This is a genomic window from Methylocaldum sp. GT1BB, assembly GCF_051027545.1.
Lineage (GTDB): Bacteria > Pseudomonadota > Gammaproteobacteria > Methylococcales > Methylococcaceae > Methylocaldum.
In genome coordinates this window covers 5148219-5167921 of record NZ_CP194902.1, presented here as the reverse complement: position 1 = coordinate 5167921, position 19703 = coordinate 5148219, and the positions used below count along the sequence as shown (strand labels likewise).

At 59.1% G+C, this 19703-nt stretch carries 11 protein-coding genes; 5 read left to right on the top strand and 6 right to left on the bottom strand.

Annotated features, from left to right (window positions below):
• The first annotated feature begins 440 nt into the window (after positions 1-440).
• Positions 441-3023, top strand: coding sequence for a transporter substrate-binding domain-containing protein (locus ACR2TX_RS24155; RefSeq protein WP_434130858.1), 2583 nt, complete (start codon positions 441-443; stop codon positions 3021-3023).
• Between the two features lie 89 nt (positions 3024-3112).
• Here ACR2TX_RS24155 and glgC read toward each other — a convergent pair whose 3' ends face one another.
• Positions 3113-4336: a glucose-1-phosphate adenylyltransferase gene (glgC, locus tag ACR2TX_RS24150; protein WP_077729387.1), complete on the bottom strand. Its 1224-nt coding sequence runs from the start codon at positions 4334-4336 to the stop codon at positions 3113-3115.
• A gap of 726 nt (positions 4337-5062) precedes the next feature.
• Here glgC and ACR2TX_RS24145 point away from each other — a divergent pair.
• Positions 5063-5659 carry a hypothetical protein gene (locus tag ACR2TX_RS24145; protein ID WP_156880683.1) on the top strand — a complete coding sequence of 199 codons (597 nt, stop codon included), beginning with the start codon at positions 5063-5065 and terminating at the stop codon, positions 5657-5659.
• Positions 5660-5865: 206 nt separating this feature from the next.
• On the opposite strand, the gene ACR2TX_RS24140 is transcribed toward ACR2TX_RS24145, so the two are convergent.
• Complete coding sequence (locus tag ACR2TX_RS24140) at positions 5866-6207, bottom strand: hypothetical protein (RefSeq protein WP_139841082.1); 342 nt, start codon at positions 6205-6207, stop codon at positions 5866-5868.
• 44 nt (positions 6208-6251) lie between these two features.
• Positions 6252-8012, bottom strand: a complete 1761-nt coding sequence (locus ACR2TX_RS24135) for a trans-sulfuration enzyme family protein (RefSeq protein WP_434132544.1) — start codon at positions 8010-8012, stop codon at positions 6252-6254.
• A 535-nt stretch (positions 8013-8547) separates the two neighbouring features.
• On the opposite strand from ACR2TX_RS24135, the gene ACR2TX_RS24130 reads away from it, so the two are divergent.
• The 3 genes from ACR2TX_RS24130 to ACR2TX_RS24120 all read left to right on the top strand — a co-directional run bounded on the left by ACR2TX_RS24130 (position 8548) and on the right by ACR2TX_RS24120 (position 12230).
• Positions 8548-10533, top strand: a complete 1986-nt coding sequence (locus tag ACR2TX_RS24130) for a cation:proton antiporter domain-containing protein (RefSeq protein WP_205780700.1) — start codon at positions 8548-8550, stop codon at positions 10531-10533.
• 633 nt (positions 10534-11166) lie between these two features.
• Positions 11167-11535 (top strand): translation initiation factor Sui1, encoded by a 369-nt coding sequence (locus ACR2TX_RS24125; RefSeq protein WP_133717420.1) that lies wholly within the window; start codon positions 11167-11169, stop codon positions 11533-11535.
• A 392-nt stretch (positions 11536-11927) separates the two neighbouring features.
• Positions 11928-12230 (top strand): DUF5658 family protein, encoded by a 303-nt coding sequence (locus ACR2TX_RS24120; RefSeq protein WP_086134286.1) that lies wholly within the window; start codon positions 11928-11930, stop codon positions 12228-12230.
• Positions 12231-12303: 73 nt separating this feature from the next.
• On the opposite strand, the gene ACR2TX_RS24115 is transcribed toward ACR2TX_RS24120, so the two are convergent.
• The 3 genes from ACR2TX_RS24115 to ACR2TX_RS24105 form a co-directional block, all read right to left on the bottom strand.
• Positions 12304-16080 (bottom strand): PAS domain S-box protein, encoded by a 3777-nt coding sequence (locus ACR2TX_RS24115; protein ID WP_434130855.1) that lies wholly within the window; start codon positions 16078-16080, stop codon positions 12304-12306.
• 994 nt (positions 16081-17074) lie between these two features.
• On the bottom strand, positions 17075-17650 hold the full coding sequence (gene rpoE, locus ACR2TX_RS24110; protein ID WP_077729405.1) for an RNA polymerase sigma factor RpoE: 576 nt from the start codon (positions 17648-17650) through the stop codon (positions 17075-17077).
• 387 nt (positions 17651-18037) lie between these two features.
• Entirely contained in the window at positions 18038-19606 is a 1569-nt protein-coding gene (locus ACR2TX_RS24105) for a transglycosylase SLT domain-containing protein (protein WP_434130854.1), read from the bottom strand.
• Between the last annotated feature and the right edge of the window lie 97 nt (positions 19607-19703).

The following is a 19703-nucleotide window of genomic DNA, read 5'->3' as shown; positions in this document are numbered from 1 at the left end:
GACGATCCCCGATAGAAACGCCTATCCGGCACGGCCTCGCAGCCGACACACGAAGTTCGGTCGGAGAAAAAGATGTAAAACCTTTAGACAGGTTTTGCATCGGACCATTCGCATCGGACCCGAGAATTTGCGTAGAGTGCCCGTACCTTGCGGTAGACACATCTTCCAGGCAGTATGGACACCAGCGCTCTTAGGGAAGCTCTATCGTTTCGCTGGTTTTCAGGCACGACGCCGGCGTCTGTATGCGGGACGGAACGAATCGCAAACGGGCTTTGAACTTAGAGCATGACAATCGCTCTATGGGGCAATGCTGTTTGAATTACAACAAACATGTTCTCTGCGATAGTTGAGCAGCGCGGCCGGGGTAATCACGCTATGCGTCTGACAGTGCGGTTTGGGAGACACAGCGCCGCGCTGTTTGCGGTTTCCAGGGAATGAACATGGACATCGCCGTGGCCGTTCGAAAAGACCTGGGACAGACTTGCCGACCCACCGTTCGGGTGCATCCGAAAGCCGGTTTCGGACTGAACTCGGCGGCGTGGTTTCGGCGGTGGCTCGTACCGTGGAGCGTGCGACTAACGCTCTTCCTGTGCTTGATCGTGCCCTGCTTGGTCCGGGCCGAGCCGGATCGTCCTCTCGTTGTCGGATCGGAGATCGGCTTTCCGCCCTATGCCGATGTCGATGCCGAGGGCCGACCGACCGGCTTCGCCGTCGAGCTGTTCGCCGCGGCGGCTGCGGCGGTGGATATTCCCGTCACTTTCCGTCCGGGCCGATGGGACACCATCTGGCAAGCCTTAAAGGCGGGCGAACTAGATGCTCTGCCCCTGGCCGCACGCATCGACGAACGTGAAGGGCAAGTGGAATTCACCCGGCCGCATACCATCGGATACGACAGTTTCTTTGTCCGCAAGGATCGTCCGCACATTCATGCCGTCGGCCAGGCCCGCGGCCTGAGCATCATCGTCTTGCGCTCGGATGCCGCTCACCAGGCCCTCGTCAGCCGCGGCTTCACCCATCAACTGGTGATCGTCGACAATCTGGCCGACGGCTTTCGTCTGTTGGCATCGGGGCAGCACGACGCGGTGCTGGCGCCGAGGCTGCAGGGAGACATGCTGGTGCAGACGAGCGGGCTCGCCGGAGTCATCGAAGCCGGTCCGCTGCTCAGGGATTACCGGCGGGAGTTCTGCTTTGCCGTGCGCAAGGGCCATACCGAACTGCGCGACCGTCTCGACCAGGGTCTGGCCATCGTCAAGGCGAACGGGGAGTACGATCGGCTTTACAGGAAATGGCTGGGCATCTACGAAACCCCGACGTTTCCGGTCAAACACGTCGCCTGGGGCGCGGGAGCGATTGCCGTCCTGCTGGCGCTCCTGGGCCTTTGGACCAGACAACTGCGCCGGCAGGTGGCGCTCCGCACCGCGGAACTGGGCCGGGCCGTCGCGGCCGTGCAGGCGGAACGCGAGCGGCTGCATGACGTGCTGCAGGCGCTTCCGGTTTCCGTGGTATTGCTGTCGCGAGACTACCGGATCGTGTTCGCCAATCGCTTCTTCGAACAGCGCTACGGCAAGGCATTCGGGCGGCGCTGCCACGACTACCTGTTCAACCGTGCCGAGCCTTGCGAGGTCTGTGAGACTTTCAAGGTCCTGAAGACGGACGCGCCTCTGGATTGGGAGTGGACCGGCCCGGACGGTTACGACTACCAGATTCACGATTTTCCGTTTACCGACACGGATGGTTCTCCGATGATCATGGAGGTCGGCATCGATGTCACCGAGATCAATCGGGCCAAGCAGGCCCTGAGGGAAGCCAATGCGTCGCTGGAACAGCGCGTCGCCGAGCGCACGGCCGAACTGGAGGCGGCACGACGGGAAGCGGAGGAGGCACGCGACCTCTTGCACGTAACCATGGACAATGCCCCGGCCCTGATGTCCTATATCGATGCCGACGGCCGATACCGCCGCGTCAACAAGGCCTATGAGCAATGGTTCGGTTACGGCTGTAAAGAGATGTATGGGCGTCGTATCTGGGATGTCCACGGCGAAGCCGCGTGGCAGTCCCTCGCTCCTTATGTCGAGAGGGCTCTGACGGGAGAACGGGTCGCTTTCGAAATTCCGGTGTCCTACGCCGAAGGCGGAAAGCGCTGGATTCACGCCACGTACTCCCCGGATCTCGATGCGGCAGGGCGGGTCCGAGGATTCGTGGCGCACGTGGTCGACATCACCGAGCGCAAACAGGCCGAAGATGCGTTACGCGAAACCGACCGGCGCAAGGACGAATTCCTGGCCATGCTCGCCCATGAACTCCGAAATCCCCTGGCGCCGATCCGCAACGCCGTTCAAATCATGCGCAGGCTGGGGGCGGCGGATGCCAAGCTGCCATGGGCGCGAGACGTGATCGATCGCCAGGTCGAGCACTTGACCCGGCTGGTGGACGATCTCCTGGATGTCTCCCGGATCAGCCGCGGGAAGATCGAACTCAAGAAAGAACCGCTTGCCCTGGCCGATATCGTGCAGCGGGCGGTGGAGACCAGTCGGCCGCTGATCGAGGCCCGCCGGCATCGATTCGCCGTGCATCTTCCGCCGGAACCGGTCAGCGTCGAGGGCGACCTGGTCCGTCTGGCGCAGTCGGTGTCGAATCTGCTCAACAATGCCGCCAAGTACACGGACGAAGGGGGGCAGATCACTCTGACCGTCGAGCCGTCCGAATGCGATGTCACGATTCGGGTCCGCGACACCGGCCGCGGCATCGATCCCGCGCAGGCAGCCAGCCTGTTCGACCTGTTCTATCAGGTGGATCACACCCTCGACCGGGCCGAAGGAGGCCTTGGGATCGGCCTCTGCCTGGTGAAACGCCTGGTGGCGATGCACGGCGGCGACGTATGGGCTTTCAGCGAGGGACTGGGTAAGGGTAGCGAGTTTGCGATCCGCCTGCCGCGCTTGCCGGAATACCCGGCGGTTCATCCCCTTGCCGTTCGGGGCGGCGCCGGCGAGCGGCGGATCTCGCTGCTTGGGCCGTCATCTTGAGGTCGGGACGTAAGGCTTGCAATCGCCCCACGGCCAGTATCCGGTGCGGGTTGTTCGCGCCGGAAAGCCGGAGCGTTCCGGCCGGTCGGTCAATAGACCGAAGCCGGTCCGCGCTTGCCTTTCGGTACGATGGTGATCCGGGGCGGGGATGCCGGACTTTGGTTCTTGTCGAGATATCGTCCGTCGCCAATGACGGAACCGGGCGGAATGATGTTGTAGCGATCGACGATGGTCCGGCGAAGTTTCGAGCCCCGGCCGATGACGGTGTAATCCATGATGATGCACTCGTCGATATCCGCGTCCGGCTCGACGATCACTTCGCGCCGAATCACCGAACGGTTGATCCTGGCGCCCCGGATAATGGTGCCCGCGCCGAGAATGCTGTTCCGGACTTCGCCGTCGATGATGCGGGTGTCCGGTCCGAGATAATTGTCGGAATAGATCGGCCAGCTCGGATTGAAAATTTCAAAGCGCGGCTCCTCGCCCAGCATATCCATATGGGCCGCGAAATAAGCGTCGATCGTGCCGACATCGCGCCAGTAAGGCTGCTCTTCGTACGGTTTGATTCCGGGAACCTGGTTCAAGGCGAAATCGTAAACGCACACCTTATGCGTGTGGATCAGCCGCGGCAGGACGTCCCGCCCGAAATCCTGTTCGCTGCACGGCCGAATGGCTTTGAGCGTGTCGATCAATACCTCGGTGCTGAAGATGTAATTGCCCATGGACGCGAGCGCTCTCCGGGGATTGCCGGGCATCGGCCTCGGGCTGGCCGGTTTTTCCTCGAACTCCGCCACCCGCCCGGCATGATCGGGACGGATGATGCCGAAGGCCGAGCATTGCTCCAGCGGCATGGGCAGAGCGGCGACGGTGACATCCGCGTGTTGATCGAGATGAAAGCGGACCATTTGATTGATGTCCATGCGATAGACGTGATCGGACCCGAACACGGCCACCACGTCGGGGCGGTGATGATCGATCAGCCCCAGATTCTGGTGGACAGCATCGGCGGTGCTTTGGAACCAGTCTGGTCCGTCCCGCATCTGGGGAGGCACGACGGTGACGAAATGTCCCGCAATCAAATGAGATATCGACCAAGCTCTGCGCACATGCTCGATCAAGGATTGGGACTTGTATTGGACGAGCAGGTAAATCGAATGGATTTCGGAGTTGACCAGGTTGCTCAGCACGAAATCCACGATGCGATACCGGCCGCCGAACGGAACCGCCGGTTTCGACCGTTCAGCCGTGAGTGGAAGAAGGCGGTTTCCCGCGCCGCCGGCCAAGACCATGGCCAAGACTTTGGGGGGCGCCATTGTTAGGCCTCTGTTGTTTTAGTTGAACAGCTTGGATAGCAAACGAACACGATTCTCTTTCCGGGTGTCCCAGGCAATACGGATGATTACTGACGGCTAGCCCGCATTTCTCACACCTCTTCGTCGCGAGGGCGTCGAGGCGCGCCGCACGGACCGAGCGACGGCGTAGTGGTAGGTCGGCAATCCTTTGCCGACGAATGTGTGTCGGGAAAGGATTCCCGACCTACGACGTCGAGCCGGCGAGAGGGGCGAGGCGGAGAAGCCCATCCTCCGCTGAAGGATGGGCCCGCCGAGCGGGCGGCCAAGGAAGTCCGCCCTGGACGTTGTGCGCAACCGGAGGGCGCAGCGCAAAGACGGTGCGCCACAGCGAGCGAAGCGACCGTTTGCGATTGGAAGGGTCGCGACTAAAGCGACCGTTTGCGATTGGAAGGGTCGCGACTAAAGCGACCGTTTGCGATTGGAAGGGGGACTTTGGTGCTCCCAAAGTTCCCGTTTGCGATTGGAAGGGTCGTCCTGGCGCTCCCAGGACGACCGTTTGCGATTGGAGGGATGTGAGATATGCGGGCTGGACCTTGTCGGCAATTTCCGCCACGATTTGCCTCCTTATGAACGCGACGGGTTCGGTATGTCTCGGCAGAGACCTGCTCGAGGAACGCTTTAACTGGTACCAGACTCCAAGCCAGGTCTTTAACCGATCCATATCCCTAAGGTATCAACGCGATGTCCATGTTCAGGTTTTTGCCCGGAATCCTCGTCGTGGAAGCGGCGACGGTCGGCGTGGTAGTGGCGGCGAGAGGGGCTTCCGGCGAGACGGACTGGGTTCCGCTCGGGTTGCTCGCCTTCATCATCACGCTGCTGATTTCCGTGTGGTTCGGCTCTATCGCCGATCATGTGAAGAAAGACGCACTGGCCGAAGCCCGGAACAGCTTTGCCCGAGAACGGGAGAATCTCTTGGTCGCCGCGGAAACCGATAAGCGGGCGACGCTCGAGGAAACTCATCAGCGGCTGGTCCGCGAAGTGAGCCGTGCCAACCGCAGGGCCAATATCAAACTCGGCCTCGGACTTTTCGCTCTCCTGAGCGTTGGAGCGATCCTCTTGGCTATCGAGTTGGTGACGGTGGCTTTGCTGACGTTCGCCGCTGCCGGCGGCGCGGTCGCGGGTTATCTCGTTCGCAGCCGGCAGGACTCCCTGGCGTACCAGCAGAAGACTGGCCAAGGCGCGCCGCCTCAGCTCGATCGCGTGATCGAGGTCAAGCAGGCGAAACCGATGTCGCGCCGCCTCATTCGGCAGAGACGTCGGGACGAAGAGAATGATGGGCGTTAGACGGTATGTGGGAGCGGGCTTCAGCCCGCGACTGAAGGCGCCGAACAGATCGCAGGTCGGCAATCCTTTGCCGACAAGGCCCGCTTGCCGACCCAGGGTGTCGGGAAGGGATTCCCGACCTACTATAGCCAGGAAGTGCTATACCAGACCGGAAAATGTGGGAGCCGTGCGCCGCTTTAGCGGATGCACGACATATACCGCCTTCGCTACAGGCGAGCTCCGGCCGACGGCCGTTTACACCGGATCACGATCGTTTTTTCGACGATGGGCGCCGTTTTTCCCTGCCGGATGGCTCCCGTCACCATATCGAAAATTTCATTCATCTGCCGTTCATCGTTTAAACCGATTTCGTCGTATCCCCGCGTCCCGCAGAGATCGCCGGCCTTCCGATAGCAGCTGTCTTTCGCGAGCCCTCGCTCTTCGCAGGTGATCTGATAGGCCGGTTCGCCGCTGGGCAAATAAATGGACCTTGCGGTCGGCTCCGACAACGAGTGGGCGCACCCGGTCAGCCCGCAAATCAAGCACATCATGCCCAGCCGCTTTTTCATGGATTCGCGCCTCGCGTAAGCCTGGAGTTCCTTAGAATTATATTTCACTCGGAGCTTTGAGCGGTCTTCGCCTCGATATATTTCCGGTGCGAATCCAGATAAGTCGTTCGAACCAGCTCCCGCGCCGCCGCCCAGGATCCGAAGCCTTCGGAGAAACCCGGTACGACCGGGTCGATCGTCAGCCGGGCCGTGCCGATCAAATGCAGGATCAGATCGAGCGGATCTTCGTCGCCGACGGCGACGCGAATGGTGGTCGGCGAGATGCCGGCTTCGCGCAGCGCCTTTTCGTCCAGTTCCGAATGCGTGGTCAGGGCCGGACAGGCCACGATCGTGTTGCTCTGGCCGAGGCTGATCATATGGCCGAAAGTCGGCGAGAGGTTGTCGAAGAACCGCTGGAAAGCTTCCCGAGGCAAATCGCCCATATCCAGGGTGAACAGCGGTGCGGGCAGCCCGAGCGTCGCGGTCCTCTTCATGATCAAGCGGTTGGGATTGTCGGGCAGCGCATTGCAGTGGACCGTGATATTCGGATGGGCGGCCAAGAACCGCGCGAGTATCTGCGTGTTGATGCATTTCTTGAGCATGCGCACATCCAGCGTACGCAGTCCCTGGAGTACGTCGAAAGCGGCATCGGCGTTGAGAAACGCGCCCTTGACGTAATACACGTTCCAGAACAGGGTTTCGTTCCACGGGACGCCGTTCATCGAATCGCCTTTAGGGGTGAACATGTCTTCGTTGCGCCCGATGACGACGCCGGCGATGACCGAGCCGCTGCCGGAAAGATCCTTGGTATAGCTGTGGATGACGAAATCCGGGCGCTCCGCGCGATCTTTGCGCTGCAGCGGGGTGTAGAGGAAGGGTGTGCCGACGGTGGAATCGAGGATGACGCGCAGTCCGAGCCGGTGGGCTTCCCGGCAAATGGCCGGCACGTCCAGCACATAGCCGTGCGGGTTGCACGGCGATTCGAGGTAGACGTAGGCGCGCCGCCCGGCCGAGAAACGGTCGGCGTATCCGGCGAGAGCACGCTGCCAGGCTTTCAGGAAATCGTCGACGGTATAGCCGTCGAAGGTTTCGACGGCGATTTCCAGGTTCGCAGATTTAGCGAACCAGTGGTGGATGAGCTGATGAGTGCCGCCGTAGACATTACGGCTGGTGATCAGAATGTCGTCGCGTCCGAGAACGTGCGACAGCACTCCGTCGATGGCGGCCATTCCGCTGTTGAAGTTCCAGGCGAAATACTCGTTAGCATAAGGTCCGGCTTCAAGATCGACGATGTGATGGGCCAATGCGATCGATGTCGGGTTAAGCAGTCGCGAATAGATTTCCAGAAGCCGCTCCTTGCCCTGGAAGGCGTCTTCTATCCACTCGGCGCAGGCGTAGACGTACGTCGCCGTGCGGGTAATGACCGGATTCGCGGAGAAAATCGCGGGAACGTTGTCGAAGACGCTGTAAGGTCCTTTGCTGGCGGTCGTCGCGGTACTGTAATTCAGGCTCTGGTAACAGCGCCGGTTAGGGCGCTGCAAGTTGTCGAGCAATTTCGCCAGTTGAAACGAGAGGAACTTTTTCGCGTTGAAATAGGCGATCCGGTCGGAACGATCCAGGCTTTGGACAGTCTCCGCGGTTTCGACCCAAAGCCGGTCGATATCGGCGCAGCTCTCGTACATCCGCCGCGACACGCGTGCCAGCGTTTGGCCGAAAGTCGTTTGGGGATCGATACCGAAATGGGCGAGCTGCTCCTCTACCAGTTCATCGAGCGAGCGAGCCGCCGTCGATTTCCGTCGTGGCGAGAGAATGCGCAGGCGATCGATGCTCTCGGAGGCATCGCCCGGCTGCGCCGGTTCACGAGGCCTCGGAGGCGAAGCTAATCCGGTGTTGTCCATAATTCGACTCTTCCTCTTGATCGAGCTTGCAGTGAGGCGACAGCCGATCGGTCGCCTTCGGCAATCATTAGACCAAATCGGCGGTCGATCCGCTCGCATAAGGTGCTGTTGTGCCCCTGTTTGGGGCGGGAAGGGACTATTTCGGTAAATGCGATCGTATCCCGTGGTCTGCTCGACGGCTCTTGCAGGCACTTCGCCGATTTTTGCGGATCGTCGCACGAGTACCTGTCACTTTTCGGTACACTAACCCAGTCGTGATGTCCTGGCCGAGGGCGAGGATGGCATCGCAACCAACCCCGTGCGAGCTCCAAGCAGTAGCCGTTCCGAACGGTTCGGCAGATGGAGCGGGGTATCGCCGCCGCAGGTCGAATTTTTCAGACCGCGCGAAAGTTCCCCTTGCGCGATGACTGGCATGAGGCAAATCCGTTGATCGCCTATATCCCCACATATGCACAGTCTGAGTTTGCTTGAAAATATCGCCGCTACGCTGAGCTTCGCGTTTCTGGGCGGGCTGATCGTTCAACGCATAGGCCTGCCGCCCATCGTGGGTTATCTGCTGGCGGGCGTCGTCATTGGTCCTTTTACGCCAGGGTATTTAGCCGATCCCGAAACCATCAACCAATTGGCCGAATTGGGCATCGTCTTTCTGATGTTCGGCGTGGGCCTTCATTTTTCCTTCGCGGATCTGTGGAAAGTGCGCGACATCGCCGTCGTGGGCACGCTGGGGCAAATGCTGACCATGCTGGCTTTGGGGTTCGGGCTCAGCCAGCTCTGGGGCTGGACGCCCATGGCGGGGTTGGTGTTGGGTTTCGTGCTGTCCATCGCCAGCACCATCGTCATGCTGCGCGGCTTCATGGACCGCGGCTGGCTGAATACCCCGGACGGACAGGTCGCGGTCGGCTGGCGGGTCATGGAGGACATCGCCACCGTTCTGATCATCATGATCATGCCTAACCTGGCTGACACCGGAGAATCCATAAATTGGAACACCCTCGGCCTGGCTTTGCTGTCCGCTTTAGGCTTTCTCGTGTTCATGTTGTTCGTGGGCACGCGCTTCATTCCCTGGCTGTTGCTGCGGGTGGCCCATACCCGCTCCCGTGAACTCTTCGTTTTGGCCATCCTGGCGATCTCTTTGGGAATTGCCCTGGGCGCCTCGCAGTTGTTCGGCGTTTCGTTGGCATTGGGCGCTTTCGTCGCGGGCGCGGTGGTCAGCGAATCGCCGCTCAGTCATCGCATCACATCCGATCTGCTGCCGTTCCGGGAGGCCTTTTCCGTCCTGTTCTTCGTATCCGTCGGCATGCTTCTGGATCCGGGCTTTCTGGTGCAGCACCTCGAACCGGTCCTCATTCTCACCGGTCTGGTGGTCATCGGAAAGTTCATCGTCTCGGGGCTTTGGGTCTTGCCGTTCCCTCGACCGGCCCGCACCGCTCTCGTCGTGGCGGCGGGCTCGTGTCAGATCGGCGAATTTTCCTTCATTCTGGATCAGACCGGGCTGCGCCTCGGGTTTCTCGACGAGGGGCAACATTCGACGATTCTGGCGGCTGCATTGCTATCCATCGTCGTCAATCCGCTCATGCTGCACGCAGTCGACCCGCTGCAGCGCAGTTTGCGGGCCATCCGGCCACTGTGGCGATGGCTGAATCGGCACGGCTCGACGCAGACGCCGGTGGAGGACTCCGTGGCCGATCATGTGGTGGTGGTCGGCTACGGGCGGGTCGGTTCGCACATCGTCGATATCATGGGCGAACTGGGGATTCCTTATTTGGTGATCGATTCCCGCATCCACCGGATCGAACGGTTGTCGAAAAGGGGCATTCCCACGCTCCTGGGCGATACCGCCAATTCCGACATTCTGACTCACGCCGCGCTGCACCGGGCCCGTCTGCTCGTGGTGACCTTGTCCGAGGAAGCCGCCACCGAACTGACGGTTGCGGCAGCCCGGGACATCGCCCCGGACCTTCCGATCATCGCTCGCGCCGCAACCCGGGCCGGCGTCAAACGGCTTTCCGACTTGGGTGCGCAACTGGTGATCCATCCGGAGCTCGAAGGCAGTTTGCAGGTGATCCGGCACACCTTGTTGCAGCTGGGGTTTCCGTTGCATGAAGTGCGGCATTACGCGGACACGGTTCGGCGCGAGCACTACGATGCGCTGGTCAAGGCACACGGCGAGCACGCGCTGCTGAGAGACTTGCTCGATGCCCACGAGTTGATCGACATTTCCTGGCGAAAAATACCCGCGGAAAGCCCAATGGTAGGGCAGACACTGGGCGAAGCTGCGTTCCGGGCGCGCACCGGCGCAAACGTGGTGGCCATCAAACGCAAGAACGAACTCGTGGTGAACCCGTCCACCCAGACCGTATTTCTTCCGGGGGACCGCATCGGCCTGCTCGGAAATCCTGAGCAGATCGAGGCTGTCGAGCGGTTATTGGCTGCGCATCAGCAAGCTTGAACCGATGTGAGGTAAGCCGGAAAAAGAGGACACCAAAGTTTCAAACTATGCGATGGAAGTGTTGAATGCAAAAGTTACCGAAAGGAACGTATACCAAAGAACCCGCGAACAGGCGGTGAAATTGGTGTTAGGAGAAGGGTTATTGTTGCGAGAGGCCGGCGTGCGGCTTTTTTGACTATCCACAGATTCCGTGGACAACCTTGTGGATAAGTGTGGGGGTAAAACGGACGGGACCTGATCTCACGGGGCTTTAAGTTAGCCTGGCTAGGTTTTTTTCAGGTCCTGGTTTCGCAGCAAGATAAAACGTAAGTAGTTGATTCTGAGGTTTTAATTTATTACGAAATAATGAATTAATAATTTACGGGGAGCAGTGATAAGTCGCCGCTTGCTGAAGTTCCTGTCAAGTCTTGACAGTGGATAAACTTTCAAGCTGGTATCCCGAACGGAACTACATGCATCAGAAAAGCGCCGCCGCAGCCGTTGGCCAAAAACGCCCGGGCGCGGTTGACGAATTCCGCACTTTGCCGGAAAGTTGTTCTCTGGGTCGCGGCGGGTAAGGGAAATGCCTATTGGTCGCTAGTCGGAAATGAGTTGCCCTAGCGTCCGAGCATTCGGTCATAATCGAATAACACTATGAGTTCACGAAAACACCCGGCAAACGGCGGTCTCGTATATTCCACCGAATTTGGACGGATGTGCCCGGCCTGTCGCAAACCCGTCGCCGAATGCCGTTGCAAGAAAGACCCGCCGGCGCCGAAATCGGACGGCATCGTGCGGGTGCGCCTGGAAACCAAGGGACGCAAAGGCAAGGGCGTGACGGTAATCACGGGGGTTCCGCTGGACGCCACGGGTCTTGAAAACTTGGGCAAACAGCTCAAGCAGCGCTGCGGTTCCGGCGGGACCGTCAAGGACGGCGTCATCGAGATTCAGGGAGACCATCGCGAACGGGTCGTAGAAGACCTGTCCAAACAGGGCTGGACCGTCAAGCGGTCGGGTGGCTGAATCAATCACCGTCTCGGTCGATGAATATCCGCCAATGCACCAATTTAATGCTATTAGCATTCGATGATATTCTTCTGCTATGCTCTACTTCTAAGCCCTATTTCTCACATTTCGCCGCAGCCAGGGCATCGTACGAACCGCGCGGCAGGAGAACAGAGAAATGCGGGCTAATATTGTCGGGAGGCAGACCCGCGATTCTTGATGCGTTTTCCGCCATCAATTCATCCGGCCTTATGGAACGCGACTTGCATTAATCGGGACAGAAAGGGTCGAAGGCATAACGCCTGTCATTTTTCCATACTGGAAGAGACGATATTTCGCCGTTGGATGATCTTTTAGTGCGTGGCAATGCCGAGGACCGGCATTCCGTGTCGAAACTTTGGAGCCGTTGTATGTACGCCATATTGATAATCCTGTTCGCACTCTTGCAAGTCGCAGATGGAATAGTGACTTACTTCGGGCTGAGCTTTTCCGGTTTGGAAGAAGCGAATCCTGTTCTCAATTTTTCCGCCGAACTGGTGGGGCTCGGATATTCGATCGTCCTGATCAAGGCCGCGGGCCTAGCGTTCATCGCGTTTTTATTCAGCGACCGGCATAAGGCGAGAAGCCGCTGGATCAAGGCGACCCTGACCTCGTCCGTTGCCTTTTACAGCTGGGTCGTGACGAACAATGTGATGTTGGTTATCGAGGCGTAGTACTGACGGCAGCCGCTTAACGTCCCCAAGCCGAGAGTCCTTGAGGGACGTCCTGCTCTGCGGCAGCCGGCCATCAAGCGCTCTGTACGTTACACGCCGGCTTCGCTTCCGTCTCCGCTTTGCAGTCGCCGAGCGGCAGCCGCACGATGAATTCGCTGCCCTTGCCGGGGCCTTCGCTTTTTACCTCCACCCGCCCTCCGTGCAATTCCGCGATCTTCTGTACGATGGTCAATCCGAGACCCAACCCGCCCTGAGCGCGATCCAGCGTCCGTTCCGATTGGGTGAACACGTCGAAAAGATGCGGCAGCAGCGCGCTGGGGATACCTTCGCCGTTGTCGCGCACCGAAATCGCGACCTCGTTACCCGTATGATCCACGCCGAGCCAGATCCGTCCCCCTGCGGGGGTATATTTGTTGGCATTATCCAGCAAGTTCGAAACCATTTGCGTCAAGCGCACCGGATCGGCCTCGAACCATAAGGGATATTTCGGCAGGGCCGCGGTAAGCAGATGGCGGCGGGCATCGAGCTGCGGTTTAGTGGCCTCCATGGTTTGATGAAGAAGGGCGGTGAGATCCACCGGCGTTTTCTGAAGCTTCAATTTGCCCTGAACGATCCGTGAGACATCCAGAAGGTCGTCCACCAGCCGGGTCAGGTGATCCACTTGCCGGTTGATGACTTCCTGCGCCCATTGCATCCTCGGGTTCGGCGGGGCGAACTTGCGTATCAAATGAGCCGCGTTGCGGATCGGGGCGAGCGGATTTCTCAGCTCATGGCCCAGCATGGCGATGAATTCATTCTTGCGAAGATCGGCCTCTTTGAGAGCGGTCTCGGTCTGGGCTCGTTCGATAATATCCGCGGTTTGACGCGCCAACAGGTCGAGCAGGCGCAATGCCCGCTCGTCCGGCCAGTGGGGTGTTCCGTAGTGGGTCGAAAGCACGCCGAACAATCGGCCGCCGCGGCTCAGCAGTGGGGTGCAGTGGATCGCGCGTACCCCTGCGTTCAGGATCTCCTGAAGCTCCCGCGCGTCGTTAAAGATAAGACTTCGGGTAACGTCCTCCACGATCACGCGCTTTCCCCATTCCATCGTAGCGCCCCAGGGCCCCGGCCCGGCATGGGCACTTTGCCAGAAATCGACGTAGGCCGGCCCGAAGCCTCGCTGAGCAACGATCCGGAGAGAGCCGGACGGCATGTCGACCAGTTGAATGTGGCCGCGATCTGCGCCTGCGATGGCCATAGCCGTTTCCACGATCTGATCGAGTACAACCGGCAGCCCGTCCTCCCGTACGAAGAGCGCACCGACCGCTTGCAGTCTCGTCATAGCCTCCAAATCGGCCGCCAAGCGGTCGTTCGCTGCCGCCAATGCCTGCTGGGCCTGTTTACGCTCGGTAATGTCGTGGCTCACCGTCGCGAATCCCACCGGTTCGCCGTTCGTATCCCGGATATAGAACACGTTGCAAACCATCCAAAGCGTAGCGCCGGTTTTAAAATGGCGAAAGCGGATCTCCACCTCGGCACGGCCTTCACGCAGCACGCGCGGGAAGAATTCTTCATAAACGAATTCTTGGTCTTCCGGAAAGACGAACTCCTTCACCGGCGTTCGGCACGCCTGCTCCAGGCTATCCAGTCCAACCAGGCGCCGACCGGCCTCGTTGACGTAGAACGGCTGGAAGTCCAGGTCGCACATGCCGATAAATTCCGTGCTCTGATCGGCGAAGGAAACAAATTTCTGGCGTTCGATCTCGATCTGCTTGCGTTCGGTGATGTCCAGGAAAGTGGCCGTGGCGCCCTGCACGCGGCCGGTGTTGTCATATAGCGGTGCGGCCGCGCTCAGGACGAACCGGCGTGTGCCGTCGGCGCGGACTATTTCCAGTTCCACGTCCTCCACGACTTCGCCCGTCTTCAAGACTCGGCACATGGGGAGATCCTGAGCGGGAACCTCCCGTCCGTTGTTGAAGAAACGGTAAAGAGCGGCGCCGTTCGTGTCCGGCACGGCCGATAAATTTTCGCCTTCCGGTACGCCCAGCAATTGATGCGCCTGAACGTTGCCCGTGATCAGCCGGCACTCCGGGTCATGGGCGACGCAGATGGCGACTCGCGCCGTCTGCATGATGGCCCGCATCTGGACGTTGGCTGCGAGTGCTCGGGCTTCACTGGCTCGCAGAGCTTCCTCGGTCCGTACCAAATCGTCGATATCCGTGAGCGAACCGGTCCAGCGGACGATTTTCCCATCGGCATCGCGATCCGGCAGGGCGCGGGCGATAAACCACCTGTACGAGCCGTCGGCCGACCTCAGACGATACTGGCTCTCGAACGACGTGCCGGTTCGTGCCGCTTTGTTCCACCGGGCCAAAACCTTCGCGATATCGTCGGGATGCAGCGCCGATAGCCAGCCTTGCCCCGCGCTCTGTTCCGGGGACAGTCCGGTATAAGAGCACCATTGCTCGCTTACGAAGGTATTGTTGCCTTCCGCGTCGCTTTCCAACGTAAGGCTCGGGACGGCCTGCACGATCGTGCGGAAACGCGCTTCGCTTGCCCGCAGAGAACGCCGGTCGAGAACCCGCTGCATGGCTATCGCCACCTGGTCGGTGACCGATTTCATCAGATTCAGTTCTTCGGCGGTAAATACTGGGCGGGTCTTGGTGCCGAATGACAGGATTCCGATGACGCGTCCCTGTACCAGCAGAGGATGGCAGGCGTAGGCTTGAATACCGTAGCTTCGGACACGGGCAGCACATAGTCCGCCGTGATGACGAACGTTTTCGGCGGCAACATATTCACCGTCGCCCGCGAAGCAGCCGCAGGCGATCACGTTGCAATCGAGCCACTCGAGATCGCGAATCTCCTCGGCCGACAAGCCGGCGGAAGCACTCAGGCGGAATCGTCCTTTGGCGTCGTCGAGCAGAAAATTGAAAAAGCATTCGCAGCCGAGTTGGCGCATTACGGCGAGGCAAAGATCCTCGATAATCGTATGCGGCTCATCGGTAGCCAATAGCCGCGCCGACGTTTCGGCTAGCAGCTTGAACCGCCGTTCGCTCGCTGCCAGCGTCTGTTCGGCCTGTTTACGCTCGGTAATGTCTATGTTGCTTCCGGCCATATGAACCGGACGGCCTTCGGCATCGTAGCGGATTGTGGCTCGCAGTTCGATCCAGCGGACGGCGAAGTCATTTTGGCGGATGATGCGGAATTCGCTGCTGAAATCCGGCGCTTGCCGCGCGAACGCCGTCTCTATACCCGACTTCAAGGTATCCCGATCGCCCGGATGTACCAGATTCAGCCAGGCATCGGTGGAGTGTTCGAACGCTTCGGGCGCGATACCGTAAATCTGGTACCACTGCGGCGACATACGGTGACGAGCGTCTTGGCTTAGATCGGCCTCAAAGCTCGCTACCTGGACGATCTTTTGCGACAGCTGGAGGAGTTGATCGCGTTCGTATAGCGCAGCCTCGAGGGGCTGCCGCTCGGCCAAGGCTCGATTGAGCAGCGACTGGCGCTCCAATGCGGCCCTGAACGCGCGCCGTTCGGCTTTGCGCAGGCGCGAAATCCCAAAGCTCAGTACTGTGCCTACTCCAAAAAGTAGTCCCAATCGCAGGGCTTCGGCGGGGTTCAGGATGTCGATAGAATCGGTCAGAATGACCAGGAGCGGAACGCTAGCCCCCATGCTCAGCGCGGTAGCCGCGAACCCCGCGCTCATTCCGCCATGCCATGCCGCGAACATTATTGCGACCAAGAACAGGGACAACGGTGGCGGTGGATCGAGAATGGCTCCTAGTGCAAGAATTATGGCGCTGACACAGGCCGTCGCTCCGATCGCAACCGAATATCCGTTTCCCAGCAATCGCTTTACGTTCACTCCGTTGTTCCCTCATATGACGTCAGGTCACGGGTTCACAAATGGTTAGTGTACTGCGGGTTGCGGGAAGGGGTGAAGGTTTTGTCGAGAGGCGGCTAACCGAACGAACGGACGCCCCTCGGACGGGCGGAATATCAAAAGCGGTTAGCTACGGAGAGCGGTGCCGGGCAGGGCATCAGGAAAAGGAGAATTATAAGAATTTTGCCGAAAGCCCCATTGCGGCTGAGACTTACCGCATTAGATGAGATAACTGGACCAGACCGCCTCCTCCTCTTGACCGACTCTCGGCTGGCCTTTGGCCGATGTCTTTTTCTTTAGTATTTTTCTGGTCCAGTTATCTTGGAGCATCCTGTTCCTGCGAGATCCGCAATCCTTTCGCTATGTCCTAAATCCTATCGAATCGTCCATGGTTCGGCCTCGAATCGTTCAACCCGTACTCCTATCCTTAGCCAGGCTTAGGGGTAGGCTGTTACATTCGAGTGACGCGTATTTAAGCGTGTTGCGCCTGATCAAGACATCCGCAAGTCTACGTATGGACACCGGTGTTCCGAAAAAGCCGTCGGTTTGGAATTGCCTGGGCCGTTCATGCGTCCATAGGCACTTTTGCGTATTTCCGAAAGAGCTCGGACGCTGTTCAATGACAACTACTCTGCAATCACCAAGGGCGCTTTCCCCCGAGGCGCCCGTGGCAGTCGTCGAGTGGAATCAGGGATGATTCGATCAGTGTCAGGACAAGCGAAAGGAACCGGGATGTCGCATGGAAAAGGATGTTCCGAGAGTAATGATGGCTGGGCGCTGGTGTCGAGTCACCCGGAAATGCGGAATTTGTCGCCGAAACAGCGGATGTTTAGGTCCAGTCGTCAAGACTCTCCCTCGAACCTCACGCTTCGGTTATTCTGTTTTATCGCATCTCGATCCCGGCCGATAGAACATCCTTTTAATCCAGCCAGGACGGAGGAGGGATCGCGTCGTCCTTGGCGCGTCGTCCGATGCCTCAATGTAAAAATTCGATTTGCTTGTCGAGGAATTCCCGCGCCCGGAAGATGCGCGAGCGGACCGTTCCGACCGGGCATTGCATGACCTGGGCAATTTCGTCGTAGCTCAGCCCGTCGAATTCCCGCAACTGGATAGCAGTCCGCAACTCCCCCGGAAGTTTGTCGAGCGCCTGCTGAATGGTTAGCGCAAGTTCCTCGGTTAATACCAAGCCTTCCGGAGTTTCCTGGTCTTTCAGTCGAACGGCGGATTCGAACTGCTCGGCCTCTTCGACATCGAGTTCGTCTTCCGACGGGCGGCGCAGCCGCATCGCCAGGTGATTCTTGGCGGTGTTGATGGCGATTCGATAGAGCCAGGTATAGAACGCGCTGTCACCGCGGAATCTCGGGAGCGCAAGGTAGGCCTTGATAAAGGCTTCCTGCGCGACATCCCACGATTCGTGAGGGTCCTTGATATAACGGCCTATCAGTTGCAAGAGCTTGGCCTGGTACTTGCGCACCAGACGATCGAAAGCACTCCGGTCTCCCTGTTGGACTCGATGTACCAATTCCTGATCGTCGATATAAACAGTAGCCATGAAGATCCTCCTTGGAAAGATTCTGTCGGATCCCATAACGGCTTCAGTGTTCGAGCTCATCAAGACCGTCCTGTCCAAAAAACCCTTCCGCTCAGCAGTTATACCGATTTTTACCGTTATCTTCCTGTTATCATTCGGCCATGGATATAGCCGCACAACAAAAAGCTTATATCGTTAAAAGGCAAATAGTGCCGCTACAGCAGCGAGTTACACCAGCCGTTAGGTGTTCCGACGTTAAATAAGAATTGGTTTATGGTCTTATTAAACACTCGGCATTTGTTGTAAAAAAGTCGTAAAACTTCGCACGAATATCTACGGATCAAATCTCTTCGCCTTTAACCGTTTTCCCGGTTCGTTGCCTGAAAAGACCTCGAAGCCCTTCAAATGTCAGCTGGATTTCATCGGAATGCGCAGTCGTTGACCTGGCCGAAGCACCGTCCCTTGCGTGATCGCGTTCATCGTCAGCAATTTGCGAAGTCCAACGCCGTATTTTGCCGCGATCAGACGCGGAGATTCGCCACGGCGAACCACATGTACCCGGTGCCCTTGTTTCGACAGCTTTGCGGACTTGGCTTTCTGCGCGACGGCTTTTCCGCGCCCGGAGCCCTTTACGATATCCTCTGCCGGGACCGGTGCCGGCGTCGTGAGCAAACGCGATGACATCATCACCGGCTCCTCTCCGACATCGATCAGCGAGGCAGTGACGATGCGTCTGTTGGACTGAGCGTCATCGCCGGCCACCAGCACGGGTTGTTCATAGGCCGAAATGCCCGGGGTGCGCTCCAAGGTCCCTTGAGGAAGCCAAACGTCGATGCCCGCGGGGAGCAGGGTGCGCCCCTTGATCGCGGATGTTGTCCAAGCGGGGTTGAGCTCGGCAAGCGTGTCGCGTTCCAGGCCGTGGAGTCTCGCCAGATGAGTGACCGGAAGGGAGCCGGTTAGACGGACGAGATCGTGCTTGAGAGGCGGTTGGAAGAATACGCCCGCCGGGAAATAATTCGGCAGATTCTGGATGATCGACCGCACGGCAAGGAATTCGGCATAAAAATTCCGTGACGCGAAACCGAAGGTCGAACCTTGGTAATAGCGGACGATCCGAGCGAGGTTCGGTCCGAATTCGTCTCTGGCGCGCGCCATTCCGCCTATGCCGTGGTTGTACGAGGTGATCGCCAGTCCCCAGTCGCCGAGCACTTCATAGGCGTGGGCCAGGTACCGTGCGGCGCCGCGCGTGGCAAACACCGGATCATAGCGCTCGTCGACCGCCCGGCTCAGGTGAAGGCAGCGGCGAGCTGTCGCGCGCATGAATTGCCACATCCCGGCGGCTCCCGCCGAGGAATGCGCGTGATTGACGAAAGACGATTCGACGTGGGGAAGCAAGGCGAGGTCTTCGGGCAATTCGGCCTCGCGGAATATCCTGCGGAACAGGCGATCGTAGCGGCCACTGGCTTCGAGTCCCTTTAGAAAGCGTTCCCGCAGCCCGCGTTGACCGCGTACCCGCTGACTTGCTCCGTACACGGCGTTTTCGCCGGCGTGGCTGACCAGGAGATCGAACAGTCGTTGCTGCGTGTCGGTCAAGCTGGCACCGAACCGCACCCGATCTTCCAAGTCCCGAAGTTCATTTTCGAGGGCATGGACGTGCCATTCTACGGACGCTTTATGCTCATGTGTCAGACCCTCGCCATCGACATCCGGCAGCTTGATCACGTCGTAGACCACGCCCAAATGAACGCTGTCGTGGAGTGCAAACTGATTCAGATGCCACACCCCGAAAACCTGGCGCCAGAATTGCACCGCATCCTGCAATCCTACCGGCTCGACAAACGGGGGGCTGCCTTGTTCCTGCACCGCATCCGGATAATGACGGGGTCGAGGAACGGTATTCTCGGCAGTGGATTCGGCAAACACCATCACCAAGATGCCGAGCGTCATCCAAGAGCGAAACGAGGATTTCGGTTTCATAACGATCCATCTCCATCCGTGAGAAACAGTCGTGCGGGCACGACGGAAAGGTAAAGTCGATGCCTTCTTTTTCGGGTTTCTGGGAAACTGGGGAAGC